We start from the raw sequence: 25,408 nt of genomic DNA, 5'->3' as shown, positions 1-25,408 counted from the left end.
ATTAGGTGACTTATGCCGATGAACCGTATTCAGTTTCAGGCGGAGCTGTCCTTGCCGGAATTCCTTGATCGCTACGGCACCGATGAGGACTGTGACGCGGCGGTCGAGGCAGCGCGCTGGCCTGATGGATTTCGATGTCCAAAATGTGGTTCACATCCACACAGCGTGTTTCGCAAAGGCGCACGCAAAATCTTCCAGTGCAGTGCATGCCGATATCAGTGTTCCTTGACGGCCGGCACGCTCTTTCAGAACAGCCCTGTGCCGTTGCGCTTGTGGTTTCTGGCCATGTATCTGCTTAGCCAAACCAAAACCGGTCTCTCCACGCTTGAACTGACGCGGCATCTGGGCATCAGCTATCCGGCCGCCTGGCGCCTGCACCACAAGCTGATGCAAGCGATGTGTGAACGAGAGGCGCGCTATCGCCTGGACAGGGCCGTGCAGATCGACGACGCCTATCTGGGCGGCGAACATCCGGGGGGCAAAGCGGGGCGCGGTTCACCCAACAAGGTACCGTTCGTGGCGGCGGTCAGCCGGGATGAACGCCAGCACCCACGTCATGCCCGTTTCAGCGTCGTGCCGGGTTTTACTCACCAGGCGATCCGCGCCTGGGCTGACAAAACCCGGGGGCCGGGATGCCCGGTGTTGAGCGATGGCCTGCCCGCCTTCGGGGCACTCGCGGACACGCACCCGCACCAGGTCGTGGTCGCCGCCTGGCGCAAACCACGCGATCCGCCCGCCTTCGCCTGGGTCAACACGGTGCTGGGCAATCTCAAGACCCAGCTGTCGGGCACTTACCATGCGTTCAAGTTCCGCAAATACGCCCAGCGCTACCTGAGTGCCGTCGCCTGGCGGTTCAACCGTCGATTTGATCTCAAAACAGTGTCGCAGCGCTTGCTGATCGCTGCGGTCAGTACCGGACCCAGACCTGAGCAGTGGCTCAGAGCAGCGGAAGAATCGTGCTAATCAGGTAAAACAAAAAGCCCGCAGATGCGGGCTTCGAGATCACTGGAAAAACTGGAAAAACTTTTACCAGTCGAATTCTCTAATATACTTGATCAGAAAGAAAAAATCACTTAAAAATCAAGCATTTATTGGTAGGCGCGATTGGACTCGAACCAACGACCCCCACCATGTCAAGGTGGTGCTCTAACCAACTGAGCTACGCGCCTGCAAAAGAGGGCGAATCTTACCCTCGCCGCACTGTTCCCGCAAGCCTGCTGAACTCAGCCGGTATCTGCCACGCCCAGCACCTGCTCCCGCAGACGCTGAATACGGTCGCGCAGTCGCGCTGCCTCCTCGAATTCGAGATTCCTGGCGTGGGCAAACATCTCCTTTTCCAGGGCATCGATCTGCTTAACAGCCGCCTCTGGCGACAGATCCGCATATTGTGCCCGCTCTTCCGCCACAGCCGCCCTGTCACGGCGACGCGAGTCGCGACGCCCACCTGCATAAGCCCCTTCCATGACGTCGGCAACGCGCTTGGATACCCCCTTGGGTACGATCCCGTGCTCGGCATTGAACGCGGTCTGCTTACTGCGCCGGCGTTCGGTTTCGTCGATGGCGCGTTGCATCGACCCGGTCACGCTGTCGGCATACAGAATCGCCATGCCGTTGAGATTACGCGCAGCGCGGCCGATGGTCTGGATCAGCGAACGCTCCGAGCGCAGGAAACCCTCCTTGTCGGCATCCAGGACCGCGACCAGCGAAACCTCGGGCATGTCGAGCCCCTCGCGCAACAGGTTGATGCCGATCAGCGCGTCGAACTCGCCGAGGCGCAGGTCGCGGATGATTTCGGTCCGTTCCACCGTGTCGATGTCCGAGTGCAGATAACGCACCCGGACGCCGTGCTCCAGCAGATACTCGGTCAGATCCTCGGCCATGCGCTTGGTCAGCGTGGTGACCAGTACCCGCTCGTCGCGCGAGGCGCGCTGAAGGATCTCGGACATCACGTCGTCCACCTGCCCCGCTACCGGACGGATTTCGATCACCGGGTCGACCAGACCGGTGGGACGAACCACCTGCTCCACCACGGCACCGGAATGTGCCAACTCATAAGGCCCGGGGGTCGCAGACACGTAGATTGTCTGCGGGGCCATGCGCTCGAACTCCTCGAAGCGCAAGGGCCGATTATCCAGCGCGGAAGGCAAGCGGAAGCCGTACTGGACCAGCGTTTCCTTACGCGAGCGATCGCCTTTGTACATCGCTCCGATCTGCGGCACGGTCACGTGGCTCTCGTCGATCACCATCAAGGCGTGAGACGGCAGATAGTCCAGCAGACAGGGAGGCGGCTCACCCGCTGCGCGCCCAGACAGATAGCGCGAGTAATTCTCGATACCCGAGCAGTAGCCCAGTTCCAGAATCATCTCGAGGTCGAACTGGGTGCGCTGCTCAAGGCGTTGCGCCTCTACCAGGCGATCCTGCTCGCGCAGCTCGGCGAGACGCAGCTTGAGCTCTTCCTTGATCCGGTCGACCGCCGCCAACAGGGTTTCACGCGGCGTGACGTAGTGCGATTTCGGATAAATCGTCAGCCTCGGCACCCGGCGCAGGATCTCGCCCGTCAACGGATCGAAGTACGAAAGCTGCTCGATCTCGTCGTCGAACAGCTCCACCCGGACCGCCTCGATCTCGGATTCAGCCGGGCGGATATCGATCACTTCGCCACGCACGCGGTAGGTACCGCGACGTAATTCGAGGTCGTTGCGCGTGTATTGCAGTTCGGCCAGACGCCGCAGCATCTTCCGTTGATCGATGCGCTCGCCACGGTTCAGATGCAACACCATGTTGTGGTAGGCCGCAGGATCGCCCAGGCCGTAGATGGCCGAAACTGTGGCGACGATGACCGCATCGGGGCGCTCCAGCAGCGCCTTGGTCGCGGACAGGCGCATCTGCTCAATATGATCATTTACCGCGGCATCTTTCTCGATGAAGGTGTCGCTGGACGGTACGTAGGCCTCGGGTTGGTAATAGTCATAGTAGGAAACGAAGTACTCGACCGCATTGTGCGGAAAGAATTCCTTCATTTCTCCGTACAGCTGCGCGGCCAGTGTCTTGTTGGGCGCCATGATCACGGTCGGGCGCTGTAGTCGCTGGATCACATTGGCTACAGTGAAGGTCTTGCCCGACCCCGTTACGCCCAGCAACGTCTGATGTGCCAGGCCCGCCTCGATGCCGTCGACGAGTGCATCGATGGCGCTAGGCTGGTCGCCAGCGGGCGCATAATCGGTTTCCAGCTGAAACAAGTCGCTCATGACTGACGCCAGACCTTATCCGAACAGGGCAGTTTGAGTATCATGTGCGATCCAGTCTAACCCATTTCAACCTTGGAACTGCCGCCTTGGATATACAGCTGGCGCAACGCGTACAACGCATCAAACCGTCTCCCACCCTGGCCGTGACCGCACTCGCCGCACAGCTCAAGGCGGAGGGGCGGGACATCATCAGCCTGAGCGCAGGCGAACCCGATTTCGACACACCGGCACACATCCAGGAAGCCGCGGTCGAAGCCATGCACGCCGGGCAGACGCGATATACCGCGGTCGACGGCACCGCCGCCCTCAAGGCCGCCGTGATCAACAAATTCCGGCGCGACAACAGCCTGGCCTATACCGCGGACCAGATCCTCGTATCCAACGGCGCCAAGCAAAGCTTCTACAACCTCTGTGAGGCCCTGCTCAACACCGGTGACGAGGTGATTATCCCGGCACCCTACTGGGTGTCCTATCCGGATATCGCCCTGCTCGCGGACGCCACACCAGTATCCGTGTTCGCCGGCCAGAGCCAGAGTTTCAAGATCACGCCAGATCAGCTTGAAAAGGCGATCACGCCACGCACGCGGCTCGTGGTTCTGAACAGCCCGTCGAATCCCACGGGCGCCACCTACGAGGCCTCCGAACTCGCTGCGCTCGGCGAAGTGCTCAAGCATCACCCGCAGATCATCATCGCCTCGGATGACATCTACGAACCGATCATCTTCGGAGAGACCCGTTTCGCCAATCTACTCAATGTGTGCCCCGAATTGGCCACGCGCACAGTGGTCATGAACGGTGTATCCAAGGCCTACGCCATGACCGGCTGGCGCATCGGCTACGCTGCCGGCCCCAAGCCGCTCCTCGACGCGATGAAGAAGATTCAGTCGCAGAGCACCTCGAACCCGAACTCCATCGCCCAGGCGGCGGCTGCGGCTGCCCTGGACGGCGATCAAACCTGCGTGGAAACCATGCGCAAGGCTTTCGAAGAACGGCATGACGTGGTCAACCGAAAGCTTAATGCCATCCCTGGCATCCAGTGCCTACCTTCGGCGGGGACTTTCTATGCATTTCCCGACGTCACTGGCGCCATCGCGCAACTGGACGGAGTGACCGACGACATCGGCTTTGCTCAGTACCTCCTCGACCACGCCGGTGTCGCAGTGGTCCCTGGTTCGGCCTTCGGCGCACCCGGCCATATACGCCTCTCATTCGCCACCAGCCTGGCGAATCTCGAAGAAGCGATCAGGCGTGTCGCGGATGTGTTGAAGTCGGCTTGACCGTCGCGAGGGCCTTCTTTAAGATTCGCCGTCTTGTCATTCCCCAGTAGCTCAGCTGGTAGAGCAGGTGACTGTTAATCACCGGGTCCGTGGTTCGAGTCCGCGCTGGGGAGCCATCTTGAATAACGAAAAGGCCGCCTAAACAGGCGGCCTTTTCGTTTTCCGGCTACAGACAATCCGACCGGGCGTTTCAGGCGCCACTAGCCTACCCCCAACCCAGTTCGCCGCATACGTCGTCCATCGACATCACCTGGCAATAGATGTTGTTGAGGATGGTGAGCTCCTGTTCGTGCAGGGCATCAGTGGCAGCCGCACAGGCATCGTCGACCACGATCACGTCGAAACTTTCGTCCGCGAGACTGCGTACGGTTGACGCCACGCACTGGTCGGTGAAGATTCCCGCGACAACAACGTGACGCACCTCCATGTTCTGCATCACCAGCCGCAGGTTCGTGCCAGTCAGCGCCGAATCTGTGGTCTTGGTGACCACCACCTCGCCAGGCAGCGGCGCAAGTTCGGGCACGATCTGGCTGGCGTGTTCGTCCTTGGGCAGCAGCAGGTTGTTGAAGCCGGGGCGTCGTTGGCTGAGCGAACGGTCGCGTCCGTCGGGCGTGAGGCAGGCGATGCGGGCATGAAACACGTCGGCGCCGTGTGCACGGAACGTATCGAGCAAACGGCGTGCATTCGGAATCACCACCTCGCGCATGCGCGTGTGGAAGGGCGTCCACAGATCCCAGGCTCGGCGTTCGGACTCGGGCACGGCATCTCGCGGCGGTCGCTCGACATAGGTGTTCTGGACATCGATCACCAGCAGCGCCGTATGCGCCGGATCGAGGTCAATGTCCGGGATATCCGCATCCAGGTAATACATGGAGCGGTATTTATCCTTCCAGTGCATGCACGTCTCCTTAAATTAAGTCGGGTCACTTGAATCATGATGAAGGGGGATTACCTCCGAGCGGTCGCGCGACCACTGTCGAACGCAGCGTAGAAGGCGCCCTGGTGTGAGTCAGAGGTACTTGAGCAATCACTGTCAAATCGTGTCGCAAGGATATCTAGTAAGCTAGACATACAAACTGCGTAGTAGTTATTTGAACGGCTGAATACCCTCCACAGCGCAACAAAGTCGCTGCTCGATCCTACCCCAACGCCTGTATGCCGCTACAAGCGAATTACATGCCAATACATACCTTCTCATGGCACTACGTCTCAGTACGCCATAATCACTCCCCGCTCAGAACGCGTGCGTTATTTTGGTGCGGGATGCAATTTGCGTGTTACATCAAAGGTTCGATCACGAGGTAAAACTTATCAGGGTCTATTCACGCCATGGGCGCTTTTGACTGGGTCGCTTTTCGTGGCTTGCCAAGCAGCGCCAGCCTGGTGAGAAGTTGCGACTGAAAAACCTCCACCCCCATGTTGCTCGTAGCCGATTTGGAATCACCTAGCCTCGCTCCTCACGCATTGATGGGCGATTTTTTCTGTCACACACCAGCATGGCACCGCATCGAGACTCCGCCGCAAAAGGCATTAACAACGTAATTAGTGGGTTTTTTTACCCCAAAAAGGCGCGTAATCGGCGCGCGAAGCAGAACAGCATGAGTACAACAAACATGAAGTGATGGCTCATCCCGCCTGTCGGCTGGTTTAGGCCGCCCATACCCATACCGCCATCAGACCCCCTGTCATATGGCGGTAATCGCCTCGTGTTGCACTATACTTCGCATACCAACATTAGCTTCACCACCAGCGAAAAGCAGGTAACCGGTCATGAACGTAACAGGCGTTTCATCCACCTTTTATCCGCAGATCAATCCGCAGACCACGCTTGCCCAGCAGTTGCAGACGCAACTGCAGCAAATTCAGCAATCGCTCAGCAATGGCAACTTGGGCGCAGCCCAGCAATCCTATGCAGCCGTGCAGCAACAAGGGACCACATCCCCGCAGGGCACCCTTGGCAACAGTTTGGTTGGTAACTCCACATTCGCATCATTAGGTCAGGCTCTGCAAAGCGGCCAGATCGGCGATGCGCAAACCGCGTTGAAAGAACTCCTGCAAAACCCAGGTCAAACTTTTCAGCTCCCCACATCCAGCTCACAAACGGGCAACCCGACCAACACCCCCGCACAGACAGGCAGCACTCAAGGCGGCACTAACTCGTTTCACGTCATCGCATAGTAAGGTCTTTGGTGGCCTGGTATCTTATACGTTGATACCAGACCACATCCTGCGCAAAACCAAGCCCTAACCCATTAGTTTGACACTTGATGTGCGTCAAACGACTCATGAATCAGTACATGACCAAATACCCATACGTTAGGTAACATTCGTCACGCATGAGCTAATCCCGTATTGCCACATGCAAAAGGCCCTGGCGATGGTATTACCTTGGGCAAACGGAGACGAAGTGCGAGTGCTATAAAGCACCGCGGTCACAAGGAGATCTCCGAAAGGTACGCCAGGAACACAGAAGAGAAGTACCGTGCCCATGCGTCTATATCAGGGAGCGGCAGGGGGGGGATCGTCACCAAGAGGATCCATCCCATGGCAGGTAGCGATGCGACACCCATCAACATCGACTCGATCGATCGCCAGGCGATCGATAAAACCCGGCGTAGATTTCTAATTGCTTCGGCCACCGTCGTAGGCGCGGCGGGTATCTCAGCACTAGCGATACCTTTCATCGAATCGATGGAGCCTGACAAGGCAGTAACCGCCGCAGGTGTCCCTATCGATGTCGATATCAGCAAACTTGAGCCCGGACAGCTCATCATCGTCCAATGGCGGCAACGTCCTATTTGGATATTGAACCGCCAGCAATGGATGCTCGACACCCTGGTCAAGAACAAGCCCAGACTCAAGGATCCCGAGTCCCTGGAACCGCAACAGCCGACCAAGGCATACGTCAACGGCGTCTACCGTTCACTCAAGAAAGACATTTTCGTTGCGGTAGCGATCTGCACCCACCTGCAGTGCTCTCCGAACTATGCACCTAAACCGAAATCTGTTAACTCCTGGTGGCCAGGCGGATTCCACTGCCCTTGCCATGGATCCATGTACGATTTCTCAGCACGCGTCTTCGACGGCTCACCAGCCCCGCTGAATATCCCCATTCCTCCGTATTTCTATAAAACCGACACGCTGGTTCGCATCGGGGAAACCGAGGACGGGAAATATCAAAACTGGGTTCCTGCAATATGGTAAGCAGCCGAACTCAAGAACAATCCCGAATCGTGCCAGCCACAAAAACAACGGGGACAAAGTTATGAATATCAGCAAACGCGTTGCAAGAAAAATACTGACTGCAGCGGCCCCTTTACTCCTTGCTTCAGGCGCACAAGCTGCGACGGCTCCCAGTTATCTGGGACAAATTCCCGGGGGGGATGTCGCACAAATCAAATCCATCGTGGCCAACACCTGCTCAGCCTGCCATGGCGTACATGGGAACAGCATGATGGCGCAGTATCCCAATCTTGCAGGCCAAAACCAGAGCTACCTCATTAAGCAACTGGAGAATTTCCATACAGGAGCCCGCACCAACCAGATCATGCAGGCCATGGTAGCGACAATACCTCCAGCCAATTTTGCTGCCGATGTAAAAGACCTTGCGTATTATTTCTCGCAGCAAAAATTGAACCCAAAGATCAATGCCAACGCGACCGATCCTAAAACCACACTCAAGGTTTTGACTCTGGGCGAACACATTTTCCGCTCTGGTATACCTGCTTCAGGGGTACCTGCGTGTATGGCCTGCCACGAGGCCGACGGCATGGGCAATGGCCCCATGGCGATCCCCAGATTGGCGGGACAACACGAGCTTTATGTTTTCACTCAGCTTGAGCAGTTCAGCGACGGTCAGCGCAGTAACGATCCACACAGCATGATGCGGATGATCGCGAGCAAACTCACCAAAAACCAGATGACGGCCGTAGCCTTTTACGTACAGTCTCTAAATCCTGGGCTGGTGCTTGGCGATGGGCCTAAAAACTACGAACAAATGAAAACCCAAAGAAGCCAAACCCCTCTGATTGGTGTACCGGCCGATCAGGTAGCCAGCAAGAACGCCAAGCCCACACCCGCCAAGACGCCGCAACTCTGAGCTGCATTCTGCAACCCGAGCAGCAGCCAATAACGGATCGCCTTGACAAACCGCAGCGTTGAGGAAAACCCAATGGATACGAGTCAAACAGAACAAAAGCCTGGGATTATGGGGTGGATAGACCGCCGTTTCCCATTTAGCAGCATGATGCGTGAGCATTTGACCGAATATTACGCGCCCAAGAATTTCAATTTCTGGTATTTCTTCGGTTCTCTGCTCATTCTCGTCCTGGTCATTCAGATCATTACCGGGATATTCCTGACCATGCATTATCAGCCGAATGCGAAGCTCGCATTCTGGTCGGTCAATCAAGGCATCATGAATGACGTATCAGGTGGCTGGTTCATCCGCTATATGCACGTGCTGGGCGCCTCCAGCTTTTTCGTGCTGGTGTACTTCCACATGTTCCGTGGAATGATGTATGGGTCTTACAAAAAACCGCGTGAACTGCTCTGGCTTGTGGGCATGCTGCTGTATGTCGCACTGTGCGCAGAGGCCTTCTTCGGATATCTGCTGCCCTGGGGGCAAATGTCATTCTGGGGTTCTAATGTAGTAATTTCATTGTTCGGCGCCATCCCCGTCGTCGGACAGAGCATCGCACAATGGATACGCGGCGATTTCGTCGTCGGTTCGCCGACGCTTGACCGCTTCTTCGCACTGCACGTCATCGCTGTACCTCTTGTGCTAGTGATCCTCGTGTTTGTCCATATACTGGCGCTGCATCAAGTCGGCTCCAATAACCCTGACGGGATCGAAATCAAGGAACACAAGAATGCCGACGGCATACCGCTCGACGGCATTCCCTTTCACCCGTACTACACCGTCAAGGATATTCTCGGCGTCGCCGTGTTTCTGGCCATTTACATGGGTCTGATTTTCTTCAAGCCCTCGGGTTGGGGGATCGTCCTGGACAAGCTGAACTACGTGCCAGCGAATGCACTGAAGACTCCGCCAGACATACATCCACTGTGGTTCCTAACCCCCTACTACGCCATTCTGCGCGCGTGGCCCAGCAAGATCCTGGGTGTAGCCAGTCTAGCCGCGGTTTACATTCTGATGTTCCTGATACCCTGGCTGGATCGCAGCCCTGTAAAATCCGTGCGCTTCAGAGGGGTTTTCGTGCGCATCAACATTCTGGTGCTCTCGTTCTCCTTCATTCTGCTCGGCTACCTCGGTCTGCAGCCCGCCACCAACACGTATGTGTTGCTCGGCTATCGGTTTACCGAGATCTTCTTCAGCACTTTCTGGCTGATGGTTTACATGAACCGCGTGCGCAGCCATATGGCAACAGTGATCTGGTGGATTGTCATGACCGGCCTATTCGTGGCCATTGATGCCTGGATGGTTTCGGTCAGAGCGCACAGCTGGGGACAGTTACTTGAATCACTTTGGCTACCGATAGGTTACGTCACGATCATTCTGGGCGGAGCCTGGCTCAAACCATCGCTGGTCGCCGACAAAGCCGTTCCTGAGAGGGTGCAAGCATGAATAAATACACAAAAATCCTTTCGCTACTCCTGCTTGCCATCCTGATCATGCCGGCAGCACGGGCCGAGTTTGCTCTCAAGTCAGTGCAGATCGACACGGCCAACAAGGCTGCCCTGCGCAATGGTGCTGCCTTCTTCATGACCTACTGCATGGCATGCCACAGCGTTCGCGCAGAGCGCTTCAGCGACATGAGCAAGGTTCTGGGCTTGCCGCTCGACGAGATCCAGAAAAACTTCAACTCGACAAGCCTCAAGGTACACGACGCCATCGTCAGCCCGATGCCGCCTGCCGACGCGGTGCACTGGTTCGGGCTGGCACCGCCGGACCTATCCGCCATCATCAAAATGAAGGGAGCCAACTGGGTCTATACCTATCTGACCTCGTTCTATCTCGATCCCACTCGGGCGACCGGCGTCAACAATGCCGTATTCCACAACGTCGCCATGCCCGATGTGCTTTGGCAGATGCAAGGGCTGCAAGCCCCGGTTTACAAGGAAGAAACCGAGAATGGCAAGCAGGTCAAGGTACTGTCTGGGTTGAAGCAGGTTTCTCCGGGCACCCTCTCACCGGCGGAATTCGACAAAACCATGCGCGATGTCGTCACCTTCCTCTACTGGGCCAATCACCCGCACAAGGCCGAACGCGAGCATCTGGGTATCTGGGTGATGGCGTTCATGATCCTATTCATCATTGTGGCGTACCTGCTCAAACATGAGTATTGGCGTGCTGTGAAACACTAGGGTCTGCTTGGCAGGTAGCACTTGCCTGCCTATACTGGCGGCGGTAAGGCTCGGGAGGGCCTTACCGCCGCTAAGCTTTTAACCGGTCATTCCATTGATGGATTCCCCCCTATCACTCCACATCCGCACAGCCGATTGGGAGACCGATCGCGACTTGCTCAGCGGGCTGCGCGAAACGGTATTCGTTCATGAACAAGGCGTGCCGATCGAACTCGAGATCGACGAATTCGATCCTCGCAGCCTGCATCTGCTCGCCGAATACGGTGACTTGGCGGTAGGTACGGGCCGTCTGCTTGAGGACGGTCACATAGGCCGACTCGCCGTGCTGTGCAAATATCGCGGATTGGGTGTCGGTAAAGCGCTGCTCATGGCACTCATCGGTGAAGCACGAAACCGCGGCTTCGGCGAAGCCGTACTCAGCGCGCAGGTACACGCGATCCCCTTCTACGAGCGCGCCGGGTTTACCGTCTGCGGTCCCGAGTTTCTCGATGCCGGCATCCCCCACCGCGAAATGCGGCTGCCCCTGAAGGCTGTTCAATAGGCGCCTGCTCCACGCTTGCGCTAAAGTCGTGTTGAATCGACCCGTGGGATTCAGGGAAGCGCATGGCCGAACCACCACCACCCTCGCCGGAACAGAAACGCAAGCCAGTGGACGGCATGCCGGCACTGCAGCCAGCGACCCTCGCAGCCATCGATGACACGCAGCGCGATCTGATCATTCTGAGCCGCAGCCTCGACCCCGCACTGTACGATGACGATACGGTTTCCGGACATCTCTTCGCCCTGATTCGTCGCCAACGTCACAGTCGCATTCGCATCCTGATCGCCGACCTACAACCTCTACGCCAGTACGGCCACCGTCTGCTCGCCCTCGCCCAGCGCGTGCCTAGCTTCATTGAAATCAGACTATTGGCACCGCGCCACCGGAGGGAAAACCGAGAATGGCTGATCGCAGACACGCGAAGCGTGATCTATCGCGAGCAGGCGGACAAGAGTCAGGCGCTGACCGCGCACAGCGACCGTCGCTGGGCAATCGAACTGGCCCACGAATTCCAGTTGATGTGGGATGTCGCCGAACAGCACCCGGATCTGCGTCGACTTTCGCTCTAGCGGCGCGCTACGCCGTCCGCAGCGAGCAAGCCCTGCAGGTCCGAGCGTACTGCCGCGATCGCGGTAAACAGGCCGACATGCGGATGCTGACGGCTGCCATTCACCAGCACCGCGAATGCGCCCCAACGCCCGCCCCTGAAGCGCAGATAACCAGCCAGCGAAAAGACGGATACCGGCTGATTGAGCGAGCCGGTCTTGGCCGCAATACGCGTATCCCAAGCCGGATCGCCGCCCTTGAGCATCGCTACCGGCGTCTGGTCCGGCACCGTCAAACCGGCCAGGAACGCCGGAAAATCGCCGTAACGATGGTATTCATGCACAAGCAAGGCGGTCACGTCGTTGGCCGAAAGGCGATTGCCCACGGTCAGACCGCTGCCACTTTCAAGCAACGGACGCCCACCGTGCGCCCAGTCGAATGTCGATTCCTGATTGACCTTGCGGGCATAGTCCGTCAGACGCCGTCCCGCTTCCGGCAGGCTCACGGGCACAGCTGCACCATCCGCAACCGCCCAGTCCAGCGCCAGGATGTCGGCCATGTAGTTGTTGCTGTAGACCAACATGCCGCGTAACTGCTCGCCCAGTGGCGTGCCCTTCACCGCGGCCACGCGCAGACTCCGCGGCAACGTATCGTCCCGATGGATCACGCCGACTCCGCCCCTGACCGCAACGCCGGCCTGTTCGAGAAACGCACGGAAAACCTCCGCTGCATAATGATCGGGGTGCGCGATGGAGCGATAGAACCGTCGCGTCCTGCCACCCAACGGAATGTTCCCGGAAACCACGAACACTTCCCGCCCATTCACGCTGCGACGTACCACCCGGATATGCGTCGGGCTGCCCGGCTGGCGGGTGTCGATGTGTCCCTGGATCGCCAGCATGGGCAGATCGAACGGCTCGAAGGCGAGCCGCGCCGGAGTGCCCGGAGCGTCTCCCGGACGAACGCTGAGGCAGGCGTTGCTGTAGTCCACGCCGGCCGAGGACAGCGGCGCGTTATAGGCATCTTCACTCTCGAGCTTGGCGTGACAGCGATCCGGAGTGACGCAGGGGACCGGCCCGAAACCGCGGGGATCGACCAGCAGACGTCCGTCCACGGTGGCGATCCCCGCCTCGCGCACGCGCTGCGCCAGGGCCCACAACTGCGCGTTGGTCAGTCCGGGGTCCCCGCCGCCGACGAAGACCAGATTGCCGTGCAGCACGCCTCGATCCACCGGGCCCAGCCGCACCACCCGTGTCTTGAAGCGTTTCGCAGCCCCCCAGCGGTCAAGCGCGGCAGCGGCGGTATAGAGCTTGGTCACCGATGCCGGAATCAGCGCCTGCGCGGGATTCAGGGCCGCCAGCGTGCGGCCGTTTTCCACCTCGATCACCCGGGCACTGACGCGTACGCCCTGCCGCACCAGGTGTTCAAGGGCAGGCAGCGCATGGCGATCTGATACCTTGGCGTCCGCAGCCAAGGACTGGACCGGACCGAGCGCGAGCACAAGAAGCAGTAGTCGGGAAGCGAGCGAGCCGCGAGTGGGCGGCGAGTTGCAAGCTGGCGCTCGGCGCGTCACCCGCCGATCAGCCGACGAATTCGCTGCCGCCGAGATAGGGGCGCAAGGCTTCCGGAATACGGATGCGCCCGTCGGCCTGCTGATGGTTTTCCAGTACTGCCACCAGGGTACGGCCGACCGCGAGACCGGAACCGTTGAGCGTATGCAGCAGTTCCGGCTTGCCGGTCTCGGGATTGCGGTAGCGCGCCAACATGCGACGGGCCTGGAAGTCCTCGAAATTCGAGCATGAGGAGATTTCGCGATAACGCCCCTGCCCCGGCAGCCAGACCTCAAGATCGTAGGTCTTGGCCGAGCTGAAACCAAGGTCGCCGGTGCACAGCGTCATCACCCGGTACGGCAGTTCCAATCGCTGCAGAATCGCCTCGGCATGCCCGACCAGGGCCTCCAGTGCCTCCCAGGAAGCGTCGGGATGGACGAGCTGCACCATCTCCACCTTCTCGAACTGGTGCTGACGGATCAAACCGCGCGTATCGCGTCCGGCCGAACCGGCCTCTGAGCGGAAACACGGCGTGTGCGCCGTAAACCGCAGCGGCAGGGTATCCGCCTCCACGATCTGTTCGCGCACGAGATTGGTTACCGGCACCTCGGCCGTGGGGATGAGATAGAACGGCGTTTCGCCATCGACCTTGAACAGGTCCTCCTCGAACTTGGGCAACTGCCCGGTGCCGCGGAGGGCCTGCGACTGCACGAGATAAGGCACGTAGACCTCCTCGTAGCCGTGTTCGCGGGTATGCACGTCGAGCATGAACTGCGTCAGCGCACGCTGCAGGCGCGCCAGTTCGCCGCGCAGCACGGCGAAGCGCGCGCCGGAAATGCGCGCGGCGGCCTCGAAGTCCAGTCCGCCCAGCGCGGTGCCCACATCCACATGGTCGCGCGGCACGAAGTCGAACACGCGCGGCTCGCCCCAGCGACGCACTTCGACGTTGGCGTCTTCGTCCGCGCCCTCGGGCACCGACTCGTGCGGCAGATTGGGCAGCGTAAGCAGCAGTGCGTCGAGTTCGCCCTGCACCGCCTCGGCCGCGCTCTTGACCGCATCCAGGCGGCCGCCCAGCGAGGCCACCTCGTCCAGCAGCGGCTGCGCGTCCTCGCCCCGGGCCTTGGCCTGGCCGATGGCCTTGGAACGCGTGTTGCGCAGATTCTGCAGTTCCTGGGTTTCGACCTGAAGCCGCTTGCGCTCGCTCTCCAGGGTGTTGAAACGCGCCAGGTCGAAGTCGAAGCCGCGGCGGGCCAGGATACGGGCGATGCCCTCGGGGTCGTTGCGCAGGCGTTTGATGTCGAGCATGGGATACCGTGTGCTGGGCGGAAGGCGCGTCAGTTTACACGCTCAGGCATCCCCGTTCGAAGGATCGTGCGCCGTCGCGTCGAAGGTCAGAATATGGCTCGGATCGACCAGGGTACAGATGTGCTTGACCACCTCGGCCACGCGCTCCGGACGGTCGAAGAACTCGACCACCACGGGTAGATTCAGTGAAAGAGTCAGCAAGGAGCTCGTATGCACCTCGCCCGATCGGCCGAAACCGCTGATACCGCGAAACAACGTTGCGCCGCAGACCTTGGCATCATCGTGCAGATAACGCAGGATTTTTTCGTGTGCGTTGGCGCTTTCGTGCAAATAAACGCGAGCGACGGTGACCTTCATAGCTGCCTCCCGAGCGATAGACCCAACCAACAGACGCTGACGCAGACGAGCACGCTGACCAGCATGTTCACCCCTGCCTTGAACACGTCGCCCTGCTCGATCAGGCTCAGGGTTTCGATTGAAAAGGTGGAAAAGGTGGTGAATGCGCCCAGGCCGCCGGTCAGCACGGCGGCACGGACCTCGGGGCCCACGTTAAGACGCTCGACCAGCATCGCGGTCAGGAACCCCATCGCCAGCGAGCCGATCACGTTGACTGCGAGCGTTCCCCAGGGAAAACCACGTCCCAACCATTGATACACTCCGTTGGATACGCCGAAACGCAATATGGCACCTACCGCGCCGCCGAGCGCAATGGCCAGCAACTGCAATCCCATGGAACGACTCCTCTGTCGGTCCGCCGTGAAACCGCGGAAAGCAAACGATGCGCCATTCTTGCGGGTGCCTCGCCAAGCGTCAATGCCGGCAGACAAACGCAGCTCGGCAACGAACCCGATATACTCGCTGGCTTAAGCAAGCAGGAGCAGGAGACCCCCATAATGACAAAGAGCTTTCACCCCCCGAAACGTCTGCTGATGGGCCCCGGCCCCTCGGAAGTCGACCCGCGCGTGCTCGCGGCCATGTCGCGCCCCACGATCGGTCATCTGGACCCAGCCTTCGTCGGCATGATGGACGAGATCAAGGCGATGCTGCAGAACACCCTGCGTACGCGCAATGCGCTGACGCTGCCGGTGTCGGCACCCGGTTCGGCCGGCATGGAAACCTGTTTCGTCAATCTGGTCGAACCGGGCGACCGTGTGATCGTCTGCGTCAACGGTGTATTCGGCGGCCGCATGAAGGAAAACATTGTCCGCTCCGGCGGGGAGCCCATCGTGGTGGAGGACACCTGGGGCAAGCCCGTCGATCCCGACAAGCTGGAGGATGCGCTGAAGGCTAATCCAGGGGTACGACTGGTCGCCTTCGTACAGGCCGAGACATCCACCGGCGTCGAATCTGACACTCGTACGTTGGTTGAGATCGCCCATCGCCACGGCAGCCTCGTCATTGTCGATACCGTCACCGCCCTCGGTGGTACCCCGGTGCTCACCGACGAATGGGGCATCGACGCCGTCTACGCGGGCACCCAGAAATGCCTATCCTGCCCGCCGGGTCTGGCCCCGGTCAGCTTCAGCGAGGCCGCCCTCGAACGCATCCGTGAACGTAGGCACCCGGTGCAGAGCTGGTTCCTCGACCTCAACCTGGTGATGGGTTACTGGGGCGAAGGCGCCAAGCGCTCCTACCACCACACCGCGCCAATCAACGCCCTCTACGGTCTGCACGAGGCGCTGGTCATGCTCGAGGAAGAAGGTCTCGAAAACGCCTGGGCGCGCCACCGCCGCCATCACGAAGCCCTGCGTGCCGGCCTGGAGGCCATGCGCCTGGAACTGCCCGTCGCCCCCACGGAACGGCTGCCCCAGCTCAACGCCGTGGCGGTACCTGGCGACGTCGACGAGGCGGCAACGAGGCGCATGCTGCTCGAGCACCACGGCATCGAGATCGGCGCCGGTCTCGGCCCGCTGGCGGGCAAGGTCTGGCGGATCGGCCTGATGGGGCAGACCGCCAATGCGCGTAATGTGCGCGAACTGCTCGCCGCGATGGAACATACCCTGGCCCTGCAGGGCCATCGCCTGGTCCGCGGTGCCGCGCTCGAAGCGGCCGAGGCGTACTACGCGTCGACCGGCGAGGCCTGAGCCCGCTGCCGGATCGTCTTCGTGCGGGATACGGTAACCGCCAAACCGGCAACGTATCCCGCACGCTCCAGCGGGGCTAGACGAAACGGTCGTCCGCCTGATGCTCCGCAACGCTTCTGCGTGCCGACTCGATCCAGCCGGTGCGCACCGCGCCCTGGGCATCGAAGGCCGGAACATAAGGTTTGATGTCGAGCAACGGCGTACCGTCGAGCACGTCGACGTCCAGGATGTGCATCATCCCGTCCTCGATCCTGTCCAGGCGCACCACGGAAAGCCCCAGAGGATTCGGACGCTTGGGGGCCCGCGTCGCGAACACGCCGCGGGGCTGCGTATCCATGAACGGCACGACCTGCAGGTCGAATCCCCGGCTGCCGTGAAAGTGGTAGAGCAGGATGACATGCGAGAAACCGTCGAGATCCTGCAGGCCGGCACGGTATTCGGCGTTCACTTCGACGGTTCCCGGAACGCCTGCAGCACCTGCAGGCTGGATCGGCATGCCCGTCAGCGTCCGAAACGGGCTGTGGATGATACCGATGGACTCGAATTCGATCATGCGGTGCAGCTCGCGGAAGACAGGGAAAATGGCTGGCGGCTTGATTGCGTCAAGCAGTGAGATCAAAACCGCAGGCTAGTCGTTCATGCCTTTCCCGGCAAGCATGCCCGGTACGCATTTCTCGACCCGGGAAAGCCGAGTTGCCGCACGCTTGGCGTCGGCGAAATACAGCAGGGAGGCCCTTTGCCTGCCCGGCGTCAAGGCTGAAAAAGCCTGTTCGAGACCGGGAACGCGGACGAATGCCTCCGCCAGATCTTCCGGGATCGACCCGGATTCGCGGCGTTCCGGCAGTGTGCGGCCCGCACGCTCGACCTCGATCGCGTTGGCGATGAAGCCACGCAGCGCCGGCTCCATCTTCGCGATCTCGCCGAGACCGGCAGACAGCCGGCGGGCAGCATGAGAATGCTCTCCAGGACGTTCCAGCTGGCCCTCGGGGTCGTCCAGCAGCACGCCCTTGAAGAACATGAACGCGCAGCGATGCTTGAAGGGCTGGACGATGGCCACATTGCCGTCCTGAAGGGAATAGCAGGGTTTGCCCCACTTGAGCGATTCGTCCAAACCGCAGTCGAGCGCGATCGTGCGCGGACAGGGCATCTCTTCGCGCCAGCGACCTGCCCCATCCAGGAATGCGCCCACCTTGGGATCCGCCCCCCCGCCAGCTCATGCCGTGCGCAAGCTCTTGCGGGGATCGCCCGCCCTACAGACCCCTCGCCGCCTTAATCGTCTCGTAGGCCTGCTTGATCTGCTGCGTTTTCTCGTTCGCGAGCTGAATCATCTCCTCCGGCAAACCCTTGGATACCAGCTTGTCGGGATGATTCTGGCTCATCAGGCGGCGGTAAGCTCGTTTGATGTCATCATCGCTCGCCTCGGGACTCAGGCCGAGCACCGCGTACGACTGCTCGACCTGCTGACGGCTGCTAGGCCGAGCGCTGCCCGTGCCACCGCCAGTCCCGGCACCCGACTCCCAGGCACCGCCGAACAGCCCCATGACGGCTGCCACGCGGCTGAACAGGAGCTGGAATTGCAGCTGCGAAAACCCCAGGCGTTGACAGATGTACAACAACAGCTCGCGCTCGCGTTCGTCCAGCGAACCGTCGGCGAGAGCGGCGCTGATCTGAATTTCCAGGAACATCTGGACGAGCGAGCTGCGCCGATGCACCACGCGGCGAAACTGCTCCAGCACCGCGTCGAGATCGAAGGCGTCGGATTTGCCCTGATTGAACAGGTCGATGGCCGCGCGACGCTGGGCCTCGTCCAGATGCATGTGGCGCATGACGTTGCGCGCCATCTCGATCTCGCGCTCGCTGACATGCCCGTCGACCTTGGCCAGGCGCCCCATGACCGCAAAGGTGGCGGTAAAGAACGCGGCCTGCGTGGTCACCTGTTGATCGGAAGTCTGCGCCTCCAGCAACTCGCGCTGATTCTGCTTGCGGTCGACCTGATGGCCGATCACGCCGCCGAGCAGAGCGCCCAGCGGACCGCCGAGAGCGAATCCGACGCTCGCGCCGATACCCTTGCCCCACCAGCTCATGATGCCTCGCCTCCTTCGAGCAATGTGCGCAGACCCGCTTCGTCCAGCACCTGAACACCGAGTTTTTCGGCCTTCGCCAGCTTGGACCCCGGATCGGCGCCGGCGATCACCGCCGTCGTCTTGCCGGACACCGAGCTGCTGACGCGCGCGCCGAGCGCCTCCAGGGCTGCCTTCGCCTGGTCGCGGCTGAAGCCTTCCAGGGTACCGGTCAAGACGTAGGTCTTCCCTACCAAACGGCTATCTCCAGCCACCGCGCGATCGGCGATGTCCGGCCACACCACACCCAGGTCGCGCAGCGCCGCAATCACGTTCCGATTGCGCGGTTCGGCGATGAAATGACAGACCTGCCGGGCCACCACCGGTCCGACGTCCTCCACGCTCTGCAGCCGAGGATAACGATCCTTGGGCTTGATGTCCTCGTCCCGCTCGGTCAGCAGATCGGCCTCGGCCGCCTCGACCAAGGCCTCCAGGCTGCCGAAGTGGCGCGCCAGTGCGCGAGCCGTGGCCTCGCCAACCTCGCGAATGCCGAGGGCGTAGAGAAATCGCGCGAGTTCGGTGTGCCGGCTGCGTTCGATGGCCGCCAGCAGATTGTCCGCGGATTTCTCGCCCATGCGATCCAGGCCGACCAACTGATCGCGGGTGAGTCGATAGATACCGTCGACGTGATCGATCAGTCCGGCATCGACGAGCTGGTCGATCAGTTTCTCGCCCAGGCCCTCGATGTCCATCGCCCGACGCGAGGCGAAATGACGGACGGATTCCTTGCGTTGCGCGGGGCAGATCAGGCCACCGGAACAGCGCGCCACGGCCTCGCCCTCGACACGTACAACTTCGGAACCGCACACGGGACAGGCGGTAGGCAACTCGACGGGCTGCGTGTCGGCGGGACGTCTTTCCGTCAGCACGCGCGCCACCTCGGGGATCACGTCGCCCGCACGGCGCACGATCACGGTGTCGCCCACGCGTACGTCCTTGCGCGCGACCTCGTCCATGTTGTGCAGCGTCGCATTGCTCACGGTCACGCCGCCGACGAACACGGGCTCCAGCCGCGCGACCGGGGTAAGCGCGCCGGTACGGCCGACCTGGAATTCGACGCCGAGGACGCGGGTCGGCATCTCCTCGGCCGGAAACTTGTGGGCAATGGCAAAACGCGGTGCGCGCGCCACGAAGCCGAGTTCGGCCTGCCAGGCGAGGTTGTCCACCTTGTAGACCACGCCATCGATCTCATAGGGCAGTTCGGCGCGGCGACGGCCGATATCGCGGTAATACTCGAGACAGCCGTCCAACCCCTCGACGCAGCGGATCTCGCGGCTGACCGGCAGGCCGAAGCCGCGCAGCGCCTCGAGCACGGCCGAATGCCGCGGGGGCACCGGCCAATCACCGGTTTCGCCTAACCCGTAGGCATAGAAAGCCAGTGGACGTGCGGCGGTGATCTGCGGGTCGAGCTGACGCAGGCTGCCGGCGGCCGCATTGCGCGGGTTCGCGAACAGCTTGTCGCCGCGCTCGGCGGCCTCGGCATTCATGCGCTCGAAGCCGGCGCGCGGCATGTAGACCTCGCCACGCACCTCAAGCACCTTCGGCGCTTTGCCGCGCAGACGCAGCGGAATACTGGCGATGGTCCGCACGTTCTGGGTGATGTCCTCGCCCGTGGTGCCGTCGCCGCGCGTGGCGCCCTGCACGAGATGGCCGTCCTCGTAGCGCAGGCTGAGAGCAAGCCCGTCCAGCTTCGGCTCGGCCACGTAGCCGATAGCCTCCTCCACACCCAGGCGTTCGCGCACCCTGCGGTCGAAGGCGGCTAGTTCATCGTCGTCGAAACAGTTTTCCAGCGACAGCATGGGCACGCGGTGACGCACCTCGCCGAATCCGCCGGCCGGCTTGGCGCCGACGCGCTGGGTCGGCGAATCTGGTATCACCAGTTCGGGATGTTCCGCTTCCAAGGCCTGCAGTTCGCGCAGCAGGACGTCGTACTCGGCGTCGGAGATTTCCGGGTCGTCGAGGACGTAGTAGCGGTAGTTGTGGTGCTCGATCTGCGTGCGCAGCATCCGGGCGCGGTCGGCCGGAGCAGCCTGTACGGTCACCGCGTCGACCTCGTCGTCCGCGCGCGATGCTGAATGAACTCACGCACGCGTTCCTCCATGTGGGTCAGCGTCTGCGTGCTCAGCGTACTGTGCGTCTCGTCCTCCAGACGGGCATCGAAGCGCTCGGCAAGCCGGCGCGCGCAGTCGCTCATCGCCCGGAAGGCCACCATCGGAGAATCCGGCCCAGGCAGGGTCAGAAACAGGCTGATGCCGGGCGTTTCCAGCGCCGCCATCCCCTCCTCCGCGAACACGCCGGGCTTGATCATGTTCACCACGCCGAACTGTGGTGCACCACCGAGTTCGTCGGCGCGGATAAAGACGCCGCGCTCGTCGAGTTCAAGATTCAGTTCGGCAAACGCGTCGGCCAGTGACGGCCCATCCAGGGGTGCTTCGGCAGTCGCCACCACATGGACGATCAGAATGACCTCGAAGTCTTCCCCGGATTCCTCGGCCTCCTCTGGCTGCGGCTTCGGATGGCGGGCCGTTCTGGGAGTTGCCGGACGCGCGACAGGGACGGTCGGAGGCGGCTCCGCGGGCGTCGTATCCATGACGGGCTCTGCCGGCACTTCAGCGTGGTCCTCAGTGGGTTCCGGCTTGGATGTGCGCCCAGGCATCCCGCTGGAGCGGGCGATCGGAAGGATATCCCACTCATCTTCGGGGGCCACGGGCTCATCGTCGACATGCGCAGATTCTGGATGAAAATACGGTTCGTCGCGTTCGTCGTCGCGGGGAGCGCGGCGTGCCTCGGCGCGCTTGCCGTACCAATAGATGGCGATCAGGATAATCGCCCCGAGCAGCAGCAATAACCAGCGCAATGCATCCATGACAGTTCCTCAACCCGCTGCCATCTGTGCCGCTTCCTCGATGTCCACGGCCACCAATCGGGAAACGCCGGCCTCACGCATGGTGACGCCGATCAGATGCTCGGTGGCCTCCATGCTGACCTTGTTGTGGGTAATCATGATGAACTGTACCCGTTCGGACATTTCCTGCACCAGACGGGCGAAGCGTCCGACGTTGGCCTCGTCCAGCGGAGCATCGACCTCGTCGAGCATGCAGAACGGTGCCGGATTGAGCGCGAAAATCGCAAACACCAGCGCCACGGCGGTCAGGGCCTTTTCGCCACCCGACATCAGATTGATGGTCGACAACCGTTTCCCGGGCGGGCGGGCGAGTACCGCGACACCGGTGCTCAGCAGATCCTCGCCGGTCATTTCCAACCGCGCCTCGCCGCCGCCGAACAGACGCGGGAACATGTCCTTGAGGCCGGCGTTGACCTGATCGAAGGTGTCGCGGAAACGCTGGCGCGTCTCGCGGTCGATCTTCTGGATCGCCCCTTCCAGGGTCTCCAGCGCCGCCGTCAGATCGGCGTGCTGGCTGGCAAGGTATTCGGCCCGTTCGCTCTCGGTCTTGAATTCGTCGATCGCGGCGAGATTGATCGAGCCGAGACGCTGGATGCGCTGCGCTAGCTCGGCAGCGCGTGCCTCCCAGGCCGAAATCGTCACTGCCGGGTCCAGCGCCTCACGCACCGCCGCTTCCGCCAGACCGGTCTCCGCCAACTGTTCGGCCAGGGTCTCGCGGCGCACGCGCACGGATTCGAGTTCGACCCGGCGCGCGCCCAGGGCCTCGCGCAGTCCTTCGGCCTCTCGTTCGATGTTCGTGCGCGCCTGCTCGGCCTCGCGCAGCGCGTTCTCGATCGCCTGCACGGCGCCACGCGCCTCGCCCAGCTCGCGTTCGAGCCGGGCGCGCTGCTCCACCGCCTCGCCGAGCTGAGCCTGCAGGGTCGCGGTCGGCTCAGCGTCCGCCTGCAGGGCTTCATGCAAACCGGCGACACGTTGTTCCAGTTCCTCGCACTGGCCGCGCCCGCGTGCCAGCGCCTGCTCGGTCGCAGCCGCCTCGACGCGTAGCGACTCCAGCCCCAGCGACAGGCGGTGTCTCGCCTCGCGATCGGCCTGGGCGGCTTGGCGCGCCTCGGCCAGAACCTGCTGGCACGAACGCCGCTCGCCTTCCAGCGCCTCGCGCTCGCTGCTCAGGCGTTCCATCTCGGAGACCGCCTCGTTGCGTGCCGCGGTCGCCTGGGCCAGGGCCGCGCGCTCCGCCTCGGAGCGCGTATCCAGTTCGGTCAATTCCTGGGCGATGGCGGCGGCACGCTCGCCGAGCTGGCGCAGACGCCCGCGCTGCCCGTTGAGCCGGCCATCGCTGGCGGCCAGTTCGCGGTGCGCCTGATTCAGCGACTGCTGCACCTGCTGGCGCTCGGCCTCCAGTTCGCGCAGTTCGCTCTGACCTGCGTCGAGCGACACCACGCGGGCCTTGGCCTCGTTTTCCAGCGCATTGCGTTCGCCTTGCAGGGTTGCGATTTCGTCCGCCCGCGCAAGCACGCCACTGTGCGCCTCGTCGCGGTCAGGTAGGCGCAGCCAGCCGCGGCCGACCCATTCACCCGCCGGGGTAATCAGGGATTCGCCGGGTGGCAACGAGGTGCGTCGCGTCAGCGCTTCGTCCAGGTTCGCCGCCGTACCCACGCCGGCAAGCAGGCCGGCCACGGGCCAATCCGCGTGGACATGGGCGGCAAGCCCGCCGGCGGGGGCGGAGGCAGTGGCGTCGCCCTGTCGGTCCACGAATTCCCTCGGCGCGCCGTCGTCGGCAGCCGCACTCGCGCCGAGGCCGAGATCGTCCAGACAGATCGCGCCGAGCAGGCTGCCGAGCACGGCCTCGACTGCCGGCTCCCAGCCGGCGTCGACGCGCAGGCACTCGCCGAGCCGCGAGGCCGATTCCAGTCCCTGTTGACGCAGCCATTGCGCATGCCCGCCCTCGCGCTTGCCCAGCGCCGCCTCCTGCAATGCCTCCAGCGAGGCCAGCCGACCGGTGACGCCCTGCACCTTGCGACGCAACTCGTCCAGGGCCTGCGTATCCTCACGGATGCCGCCGCGTCGTGCCTCGATGCGCTCGATGATCTGCGCGAGCTGACCGTCGAAGCGCTCGACCGCCTCGCGCTGCGTCCTTGCCTCCGCCTCGAGACGCTCGATGTCCGCCGCGATGCCGGCCGTGTCCAGCCCCTCGGCCTCGCGGCTGAGCCGCTGATGGCGTTCGCCGAGACCGTGTATCTGGCGTTCGAGGTGTTCCATGCGCGTACGTTCGACCTGGGCCCGTTGCCCCGGTTCGCTGGCACGGCGGTTGAATTCGTCCCAGCGCCCCTGCCAGTCGGCGATGGCCGTCTCCGCCTGCTCCAGCGCCTGCGCAGAGGCCAGCTCGCGCTGCTGCGCCGCCTCTGCCTCGGGCGCGCGGTCCGCCAGCGATTCGTTCAGACGGGTCAGCTTGACCTCATCGGCCTCGAGCACCCGACGCGCCTCGACCAACGCCGCCTCGGCCTGTTCGAGGGCCTGGTCGCGCTGGCTGCGCAACTGTTCGGCATGTTGAATACCCTGCTCGATGCGCGAAATCTCGGCACCGGCCTGGTAGAAACGCCCCTGCACCTCGTTGAAGGCCTCGTTGCCGGCGTGCAGGCGCTCGCGACCCTCGACCAATTCCGCTTCGCGTGCGCGCAATCGGGCGACGACCTCCTCGAGCGCGACCTGGGCCTCGTGGATACCCTGCTCGCGCTTGGCGATATCCTCGCTCAGTGCGTCCAGACGCAGTACGAGGAGTTCTGCCTGCGCCTGCTTTTCCTCCTGGCGCAGGGCCTTGTAACGCTCCGCGGTCTGCGCCTGGCGCTTGAGGTGTGCCAGATGCTTGTCGATTTCCTCGCGCAGGTCGTTGAGGCGGTCGAGATTCTCTCGCGTGTGCTGGATGCGGTTCTCGGTCTCGCGCCGACGTTCCTTGTATTTGGAGATGCCGGCAGCCTCTTCGATGTAGACGCGCAGTTCTTCCGGCTTGGCCTCGATCAGGCGCGAGATCATGCCCTGCTCGATGATGGCGTAGCTGCGCGGGCCGAGTCCGGTGCCCAGGAAAATGTCGGTGATGTCGCGGCGGCGGCAGCGCGTACCGTTGAGGAAATACTGCGACTGGCCGTCGCGCGAGGCCAGGCGCTTCACCGATATCTCGGCGTACTGCGCGTAGGCACCGCCCAGGGTGCCGTCGCTGTTGTCGAACACCAGCTCCACCGAGGCCTGGCCGACCGGCTTGCGCGCCGAGGAGCCGTTGAAGATGACGTCCTCCATCGACTCGCCGCGCAGGTGCTTGGCCGAGGATTCGCCCATCACCCAGCGCACGGCATCGATGGTGTTGGACTTGCCGCAGCCGTTCGGACCGACGATGCCGACGAGCTGACGGGACAGGGGGATGGTGGTGGGGTCTACGAAGGACTTGAAACCCGCGAGTTTTATTTTGCTCAGTCGCATGCGCCAGTCGCGTTGAAAGCGGCGGGGCGGGGTC

Annotated in this window: 22 protein-coding genes and 2 tRNA genes; 11 read left to right on the top strand and 13 right to left on the bottom strand. The window is 62.0% G+C overall.

What is annotated here, in order from left to right; genetic code table 11:
- Window positions 1-12 precede the first annotated feature (12 nt).
- Window positions 13-963 (top strand): IS1595 family transposase, encoded by a 951-nt coding sequence (locus BJI67_RS06500; protein ID WP_070072342.1) that lies wholly within the window; start codon window positions 13-15, stop codon window positions 961-963.
- Window positions 964-1,092: 129 nt separating this feature from the next.
- Here BJI67_RS06500 and BJI67_RS06495 read toward each other — a convergent pair.
- Window positions 1,093-1,169, bottom strand: a tRNA-Val gene (locus tag BJI67_RS06495).
- 54 nt (window positions 1,170-1,223) lie between these two features.
- Window positions 1,224-3,248, bottom strand: a complete 2,025-nt coding sequence (gene uvrB / locus BJI67_RS06490) for an excinuclease ABC subunit UvrB (RefSeq protein WP_070072341.1) — start codon at window positions 3,246-3,248, stop codon at window positions 1,224-1,226.
- A gap of 86 nt (window positions 3,249-3,334) precedes the next feature.
- On the opposite strand from uvrB, the gene BJI67_RS06485 reads away from it, so the two are divergent.
- Both BJI67_RS06485 and BJI67_RS06480 read left to right on the top strand, forming a co-directional pair.
- Window positions 3,335-4,525, top strand: coding sequence for a pyridoxal phosphate-dependent aminotransferase (locus tag BJI67_RS06485; protein WP_070072340.1), 1,191 nt, complete (start codon window positions 3,335-3,337; stop codon window positions 4,523-4,525).
- A 40-nt stretch (window positions 4,526-4,565) separates the two neighbouring features.
- Window positions 4,566-4,641: transfer RNA gene (locus BJI67_RS06480), tRNA-Asn, on the top strand.
- 89 nt (window positions 4,642-4,730) lie between these two features.
- Here the strand turns inward: BJI67_RS06480 and BJI67_RS06475 are convergent.
- Window positions 4,731-5,423, bottom strand: a complete 693-nt coding sequence (locus BJI67_RS06475; RefSeq protein ID WP_070072339.1) for a cysteine hydrolase family protein — start codon at window positions 5,421-5,423, stop codon at window positions 4,731-4,733.
- An 872-nt stretch (window positions 5,424-6,295) separates the two neighbouring features.
- On the opposite strand from BJI67_RS06475, the gene BJI67_RS06470 reads away from it, so the two are divergent.
- The 7 genes from BJI67_RS06470 (at window position 6,296) to BJI67_RS06440 (ending at window position 11,962) form a co-directional block, all read left to right on the top strand.
- Window positions 6,296-6,703 (top strand): hypothetical protein, encoded by a 408-nt coding sequence (locus BJI67_RS06470; RefSeq protein WP_070072338.1) that lies wholly within the window; start codon window positions 6,296-6,298, stop codon window positions 6,701-6,703.
- A 366-nt stretch (window positions 6,704-7,069) separates the two neighbouring features.
- Window positions 7,070-7,729 carry a ubiquinol-cytochrome c reductase iron-sulfur subunit gene (gene petA / locus BJI67_RS06465; protein WP_070072337.1) on the top strand — a complete coding sequence of 220 codons (660 nt, stop codon included), beginning with the start codon at window positions 7,070-7,072 and terminating at the stop codon, window positions 7,727-7,729.
- Window positions 7,730-7,790: 61 nt separating this feature from the next.
- Window positions 7,791-8,624 carry a c-type cytochrome gene (locus BJI67_RS06460; protein ID WP_083250690.1) on the top strand — a complete coding sequence of 278 codons (834 nt, stop codon included), beginning with the start codon at window positions 7,791-7,793 and terminating at the stop codon, window positions 8,622-8,624.
- A gap of 72 nt (window positions 8,625-8,696) precedes the next feature.
- Window positions 8,697-10,112 (top strand): cytochrome b, encoded by a 1,416-nt coding sequence (locus BJI67_RS06455; RefSeq protein ID WP_070072335.1) that lies wholly within the window; start codon window positions 8,697-8,699, stop codon window positions 10,110-10,112.
- Entirely contained in the window at window positions 10,109-10,852 is a 744-nt protein-coding gene (locus BJI67_RS06450) for a cytochrome c1 (RefSeq protein WP_070072334.1), read from the top strand. The genes BJI67_RS06455 and BJI67_RS06450 overlap by 4 nt, the downstream gene beginning before the upstream one ends.
- 154 nt (window positions 10,853-11,006) lie before the next feature.
- Window positions 11,007-11,393: a GNAT family N-acetyltransferase gene (locus BJI67_RS06445; RefSeq protein WP_231940910.1), complete on the top strand. Its 387-nt coding sequence runs from the start codon at window positions 11,007-11,009 to the stop codon at window positions 11,391-11,393.
- Window positions 11,394-11,455: 62 nt separating this feature from the next.
- Window positions 11,456-11,962 carry a DUF7931 domain-containing protein gene (locus BJI67_RS06440; protein WP_070072332.1) on the top strand — a complete coding sequence of 169 codons (507 nt, stop codon included), beginning with the start codon at window positions 11,456-11,458 and terminating at the stop codon, window positions 11,960-11,962.
- Here the strand turns inward: BJI67_RS06440 and dacB are convergent.
- The 4 genes from dacB to crcB all read right to left on the bottom strand — a co-directional run bounded on the left by dacB (window position 11,959) and on the right by crcB (window position 15,525).
- Complete coding sequence (dacB, locus tag BJI67_RS06435) at window positions 11,959-13,440, bottom strand: D-alanyl-D-alanine carboxypeptidase/D-alanyl-D-alanine endopeptidase (protein WP_070072331.1); 1,482 nt, start codon at window positions 13,438-13,440, stop codon at window positions 11,959-11,961. The genes BJI67_RS06440 and dacB overlap by 4 nt on opposite strands.
- A gap of 79 nt (window positions 13,441-13,519) precedes the next feature.
- Window positions 13,520-14,794 (bottom strand): serine--tRNA ligase, encoded by a 1,275-nt coding sequence (serS, locus tag BJI67_RS06430; RefSeq protein WP_070072330.1) that lies wholly within the window; start codon window positions 14,792-14,794, stop codon window positions 13,520-13,522.
- A 42-nt stretch (window positions 14,795-14,836) separates the two neighbouring features.
- Window positions 14,837-15,151, bottom strand: a complete 315-nt coding sequence (locus BJI67_RS06425; protein WP_070072329.1) for a DUF190 domain-containing protein — start codon at window positions 15,149-15,151, stop codon at window positions 14,837-14,839.
- A complete protein-coding gene (gene crcB, locus BJI67_RS06420; RefSeq protein WP_197513336.1) occupies window positions 15,148-15,525 on the bottom strand; it encodes a fluoride efflux transporter CrcB in 378 nt (125 codons plus the stop codon). The genes BJI67_RS06425 and crcB overlap by 4 nt, the downstream gene beginning before the upstream one ends.
- Before the next feature lie 162 nt (window positions 15,526-15,687).
- Between crcB and BJI67_RS06415 the strand changes: the two genes are divergently transcribed.
- On the top strand, window positions 15,688-16,878 hold the full coding sequence (locus BJI67_RS06415) for a pyridoxal-phosphate-dependent aminotransferase family protein (protein WP_070072328.1): 1,191 nt from the start codon (window positions 15,688-15,690) through the stop codon (window positions 16,876-16,878).
- Window positions 16,879-16,954: 76 nt separating this feature from the next.
- On the opposite strand, the gene tsaA is transcribed toward BJI67_RS06415, so the two are convergent.
- The 6 genes from tsaA to smc form a co-directional block, all read right to left on the bottom strand.
- Window positions 16,955-17,431 carry a tRNA (N6-threonylcarbamoyladenosine(37)-N6)-methyltransferase TrmO gene (tsaA, locus tag BJI67_RS06410; protein WP_070074008.1) on the bottom strand — a complete coding sequence of 159 codons (477 nt, stop codon included), beginning with the start codon at window positions 17,429-17,431 and terminating at the stop codon, window positions 16,955-16,957.
- Window positions 17,432-17,506: 75 nt separating this feature from the next.
- A complete protein-coding gene (locus BJI67_RS06405) occupies window positions 17,507-18,067 on the bottom strand; it encodes a YdeI/OmpD-associated family protein (protein ID WP_070072327.1) in 561 nt (186 codons plus the stop codon).
- Window positions 18,068-18,128: 61 nt separating this feature from the next.
- Window positions 18,129-18,962 carry a co-chaperone DjlA gene (gene djlA / locus BJI67_RS06400; protein ID WP_070072326.1) on the bottom strand — a complete coding sequence of 278 codons (834 nt, stop codon included), beginning with the start codon at window positions 18,960-18,962 and terminating at the stop codon, window positions 18,129-18,131.
- Entirely contained in the window at window positions 18,959-21,040 is a 2,082-nt protein-coding gene (gene ligA / locus BJI67_RS06395) for an NAD-dependent DNA ligase LigA (RefSeq protein ID WP_407922808.1), read from the bottom strand. The genes djlA and ligA overlap by 4 nt, the downstream gene beginning before the upstream one ends.
- Window positions 21,037-21,864, bottom strand: coding sequence for a cell division protein ZipA (locus BJI67_RS06390; protein ID WP_070072325.1), 828 nt, complete (start codon window positions 21,862-21,864; stop codon window positions 21,037-21,039). Before BJI67_RS06390 ends, ligA begins: the two co-directional genes overlap by 4 nt.
- Window positions 21,865-21,873: 9 nt before the next feature.
- Entirely contained in the window at window positions 21,874-25,374 is a 3,501-nt protein-coding gene (gene smc / locus BJI67_RS06385) for a chromosome segregation protein SMC (protein WP_070072324.1), read from the bottom strand.
- Between the last annotated feature and the right edge of the window lie 34 nt (window positions 25,375-25,408).

Source organism: Acidihalobacter aeolianus (assembly GCF_001753165.1).
GTDB classification, from domain to species: Bacteria; Pseudomonadota; Gammaproteobacteria; order DSM-5130; family Acidihalobacteraceae; genus Acidihalobacter; species Acidihalobacter aeolianus.
The sequence above is the reverse complement of the archived record's forward strand: the minus strand, read 5'-3'. Positions and strand labels throughout refer to the sequence as shown.

Bases quoted from the DNA above. Each gene is read 5' to 3' on its own strand.
- uvrB (WP_070072341.1), bottom strand. From the start codon at position 3,248: ATGAGCGACTTGTTTCAGCTGGAAACCGATTATGCGCCCGCTGGCGAC.
- smc (WP_070072324.1), bottom strand. From the start codon at position 25,374: ATGCGACTGAGCAAAATAAAACTCGCGGGTTTCAAGTCCTTCGTAGAC.
- BJI67_RS06475 (WP_070072339.1), bottom strand. From the start codon at position 5,423: ATGCACTGGAAGGATAAATACCGCTCCATGTATTACCTGGATGCGGAT.
- BJI67_RS06425 (WP_070072329.1), bottom strand. From the start codon at position 15,151: ATGAAGGTCACCGTCGCTCGCGTTTATTTGCACGAAAGCGCCAACGCA.
- serS (WP_070072330.1), bottom strand. From the start codon at position 14,794: ATGCTCGACATCAAACGCCTGCGCAACGACCCCGAGGGCATCGCCCGT.
- BJI67_RS06470 (WP_070072338.1), top strand. From the start codon at position 6,296: ATGAACGTAACAGGCGTTTCATCCACCTTTTATCCGCAGATCAATCCG.
- petA (WP_070072337.1), top strand. From the start codon at position 7,070: ATGGCAGGTAGCGATGCGACACCCATCAACATCGACTCGATCGATCGC.
- BJI67_RS06500 (WP_070072342.1), top strand. From the start codon at position 13: ATGCCGATGAACCGTATTCAGTTTCAGGCGGAGCTGTCCTTGCCGGAA.
- BJI67_RS06450 (WP_070072334.1), top strand. From the start codon at position 10,109: ATGAATAAATACACAAAAATCCTTTCGCTACTCCTGCTTGCCATCCTG.
- BJI67_RS06390 (WP_070072325.1), bottom strand. From the start codon at position 21,864: ATGGATGCATTGCGCTGGTTATTGCTGCTGCTCGGGGCGATTATCCTG.
- crcB (WP_197513336.1), bottom strand. From the start codon at position 15,525: ATGGGATTGCAGTTGCTGGCCATTGCGCTCGGCGGCGCGGTAGGTGCC.
- BJI67_RS06460 (WP_083250690.1), top strand. From the start codon at position 7,791: ATGAATATCAGCAAACGCGTTGCAAGAAAAATACTGACTGCAGCGGCC.
- tsaA (WP_070074008.1), bottom strand. From the start codon at position 17,431: ATGATCGAATTCGAGTCCATCGGTATCATCCACAGCCCGTTTCGGACG.
- BJI67_RS06415 (WP_070072328.1), top strand. From the start codon at position 15,688: ATGACAAAGAGCTTTCACCCCCCGAAACGTCTGCTGATGGGCCCCGGC.
- BJI67_RS06440 (WP_070072332.1), top strand. From the start codon at position 11,456: ATGGCCGAACCACCACCACCCTCGCCGGAACAGAAACGCAAGCCAGTG.
- djlA (WP_070072326.1), bottom strand. From the start codon at position 18,962: ATGAGCTGGTGGGGCAAGGGTATCGGCGCGAGCGTCGGATTCGCTCTC.
- BJI67_RS06455 (WP_070072335.1), top strand. From the start codon at position 8,697: ATGGATACGAGTCAAACAGAACAAAAGCCTGGGATTATGGGGTGGATA.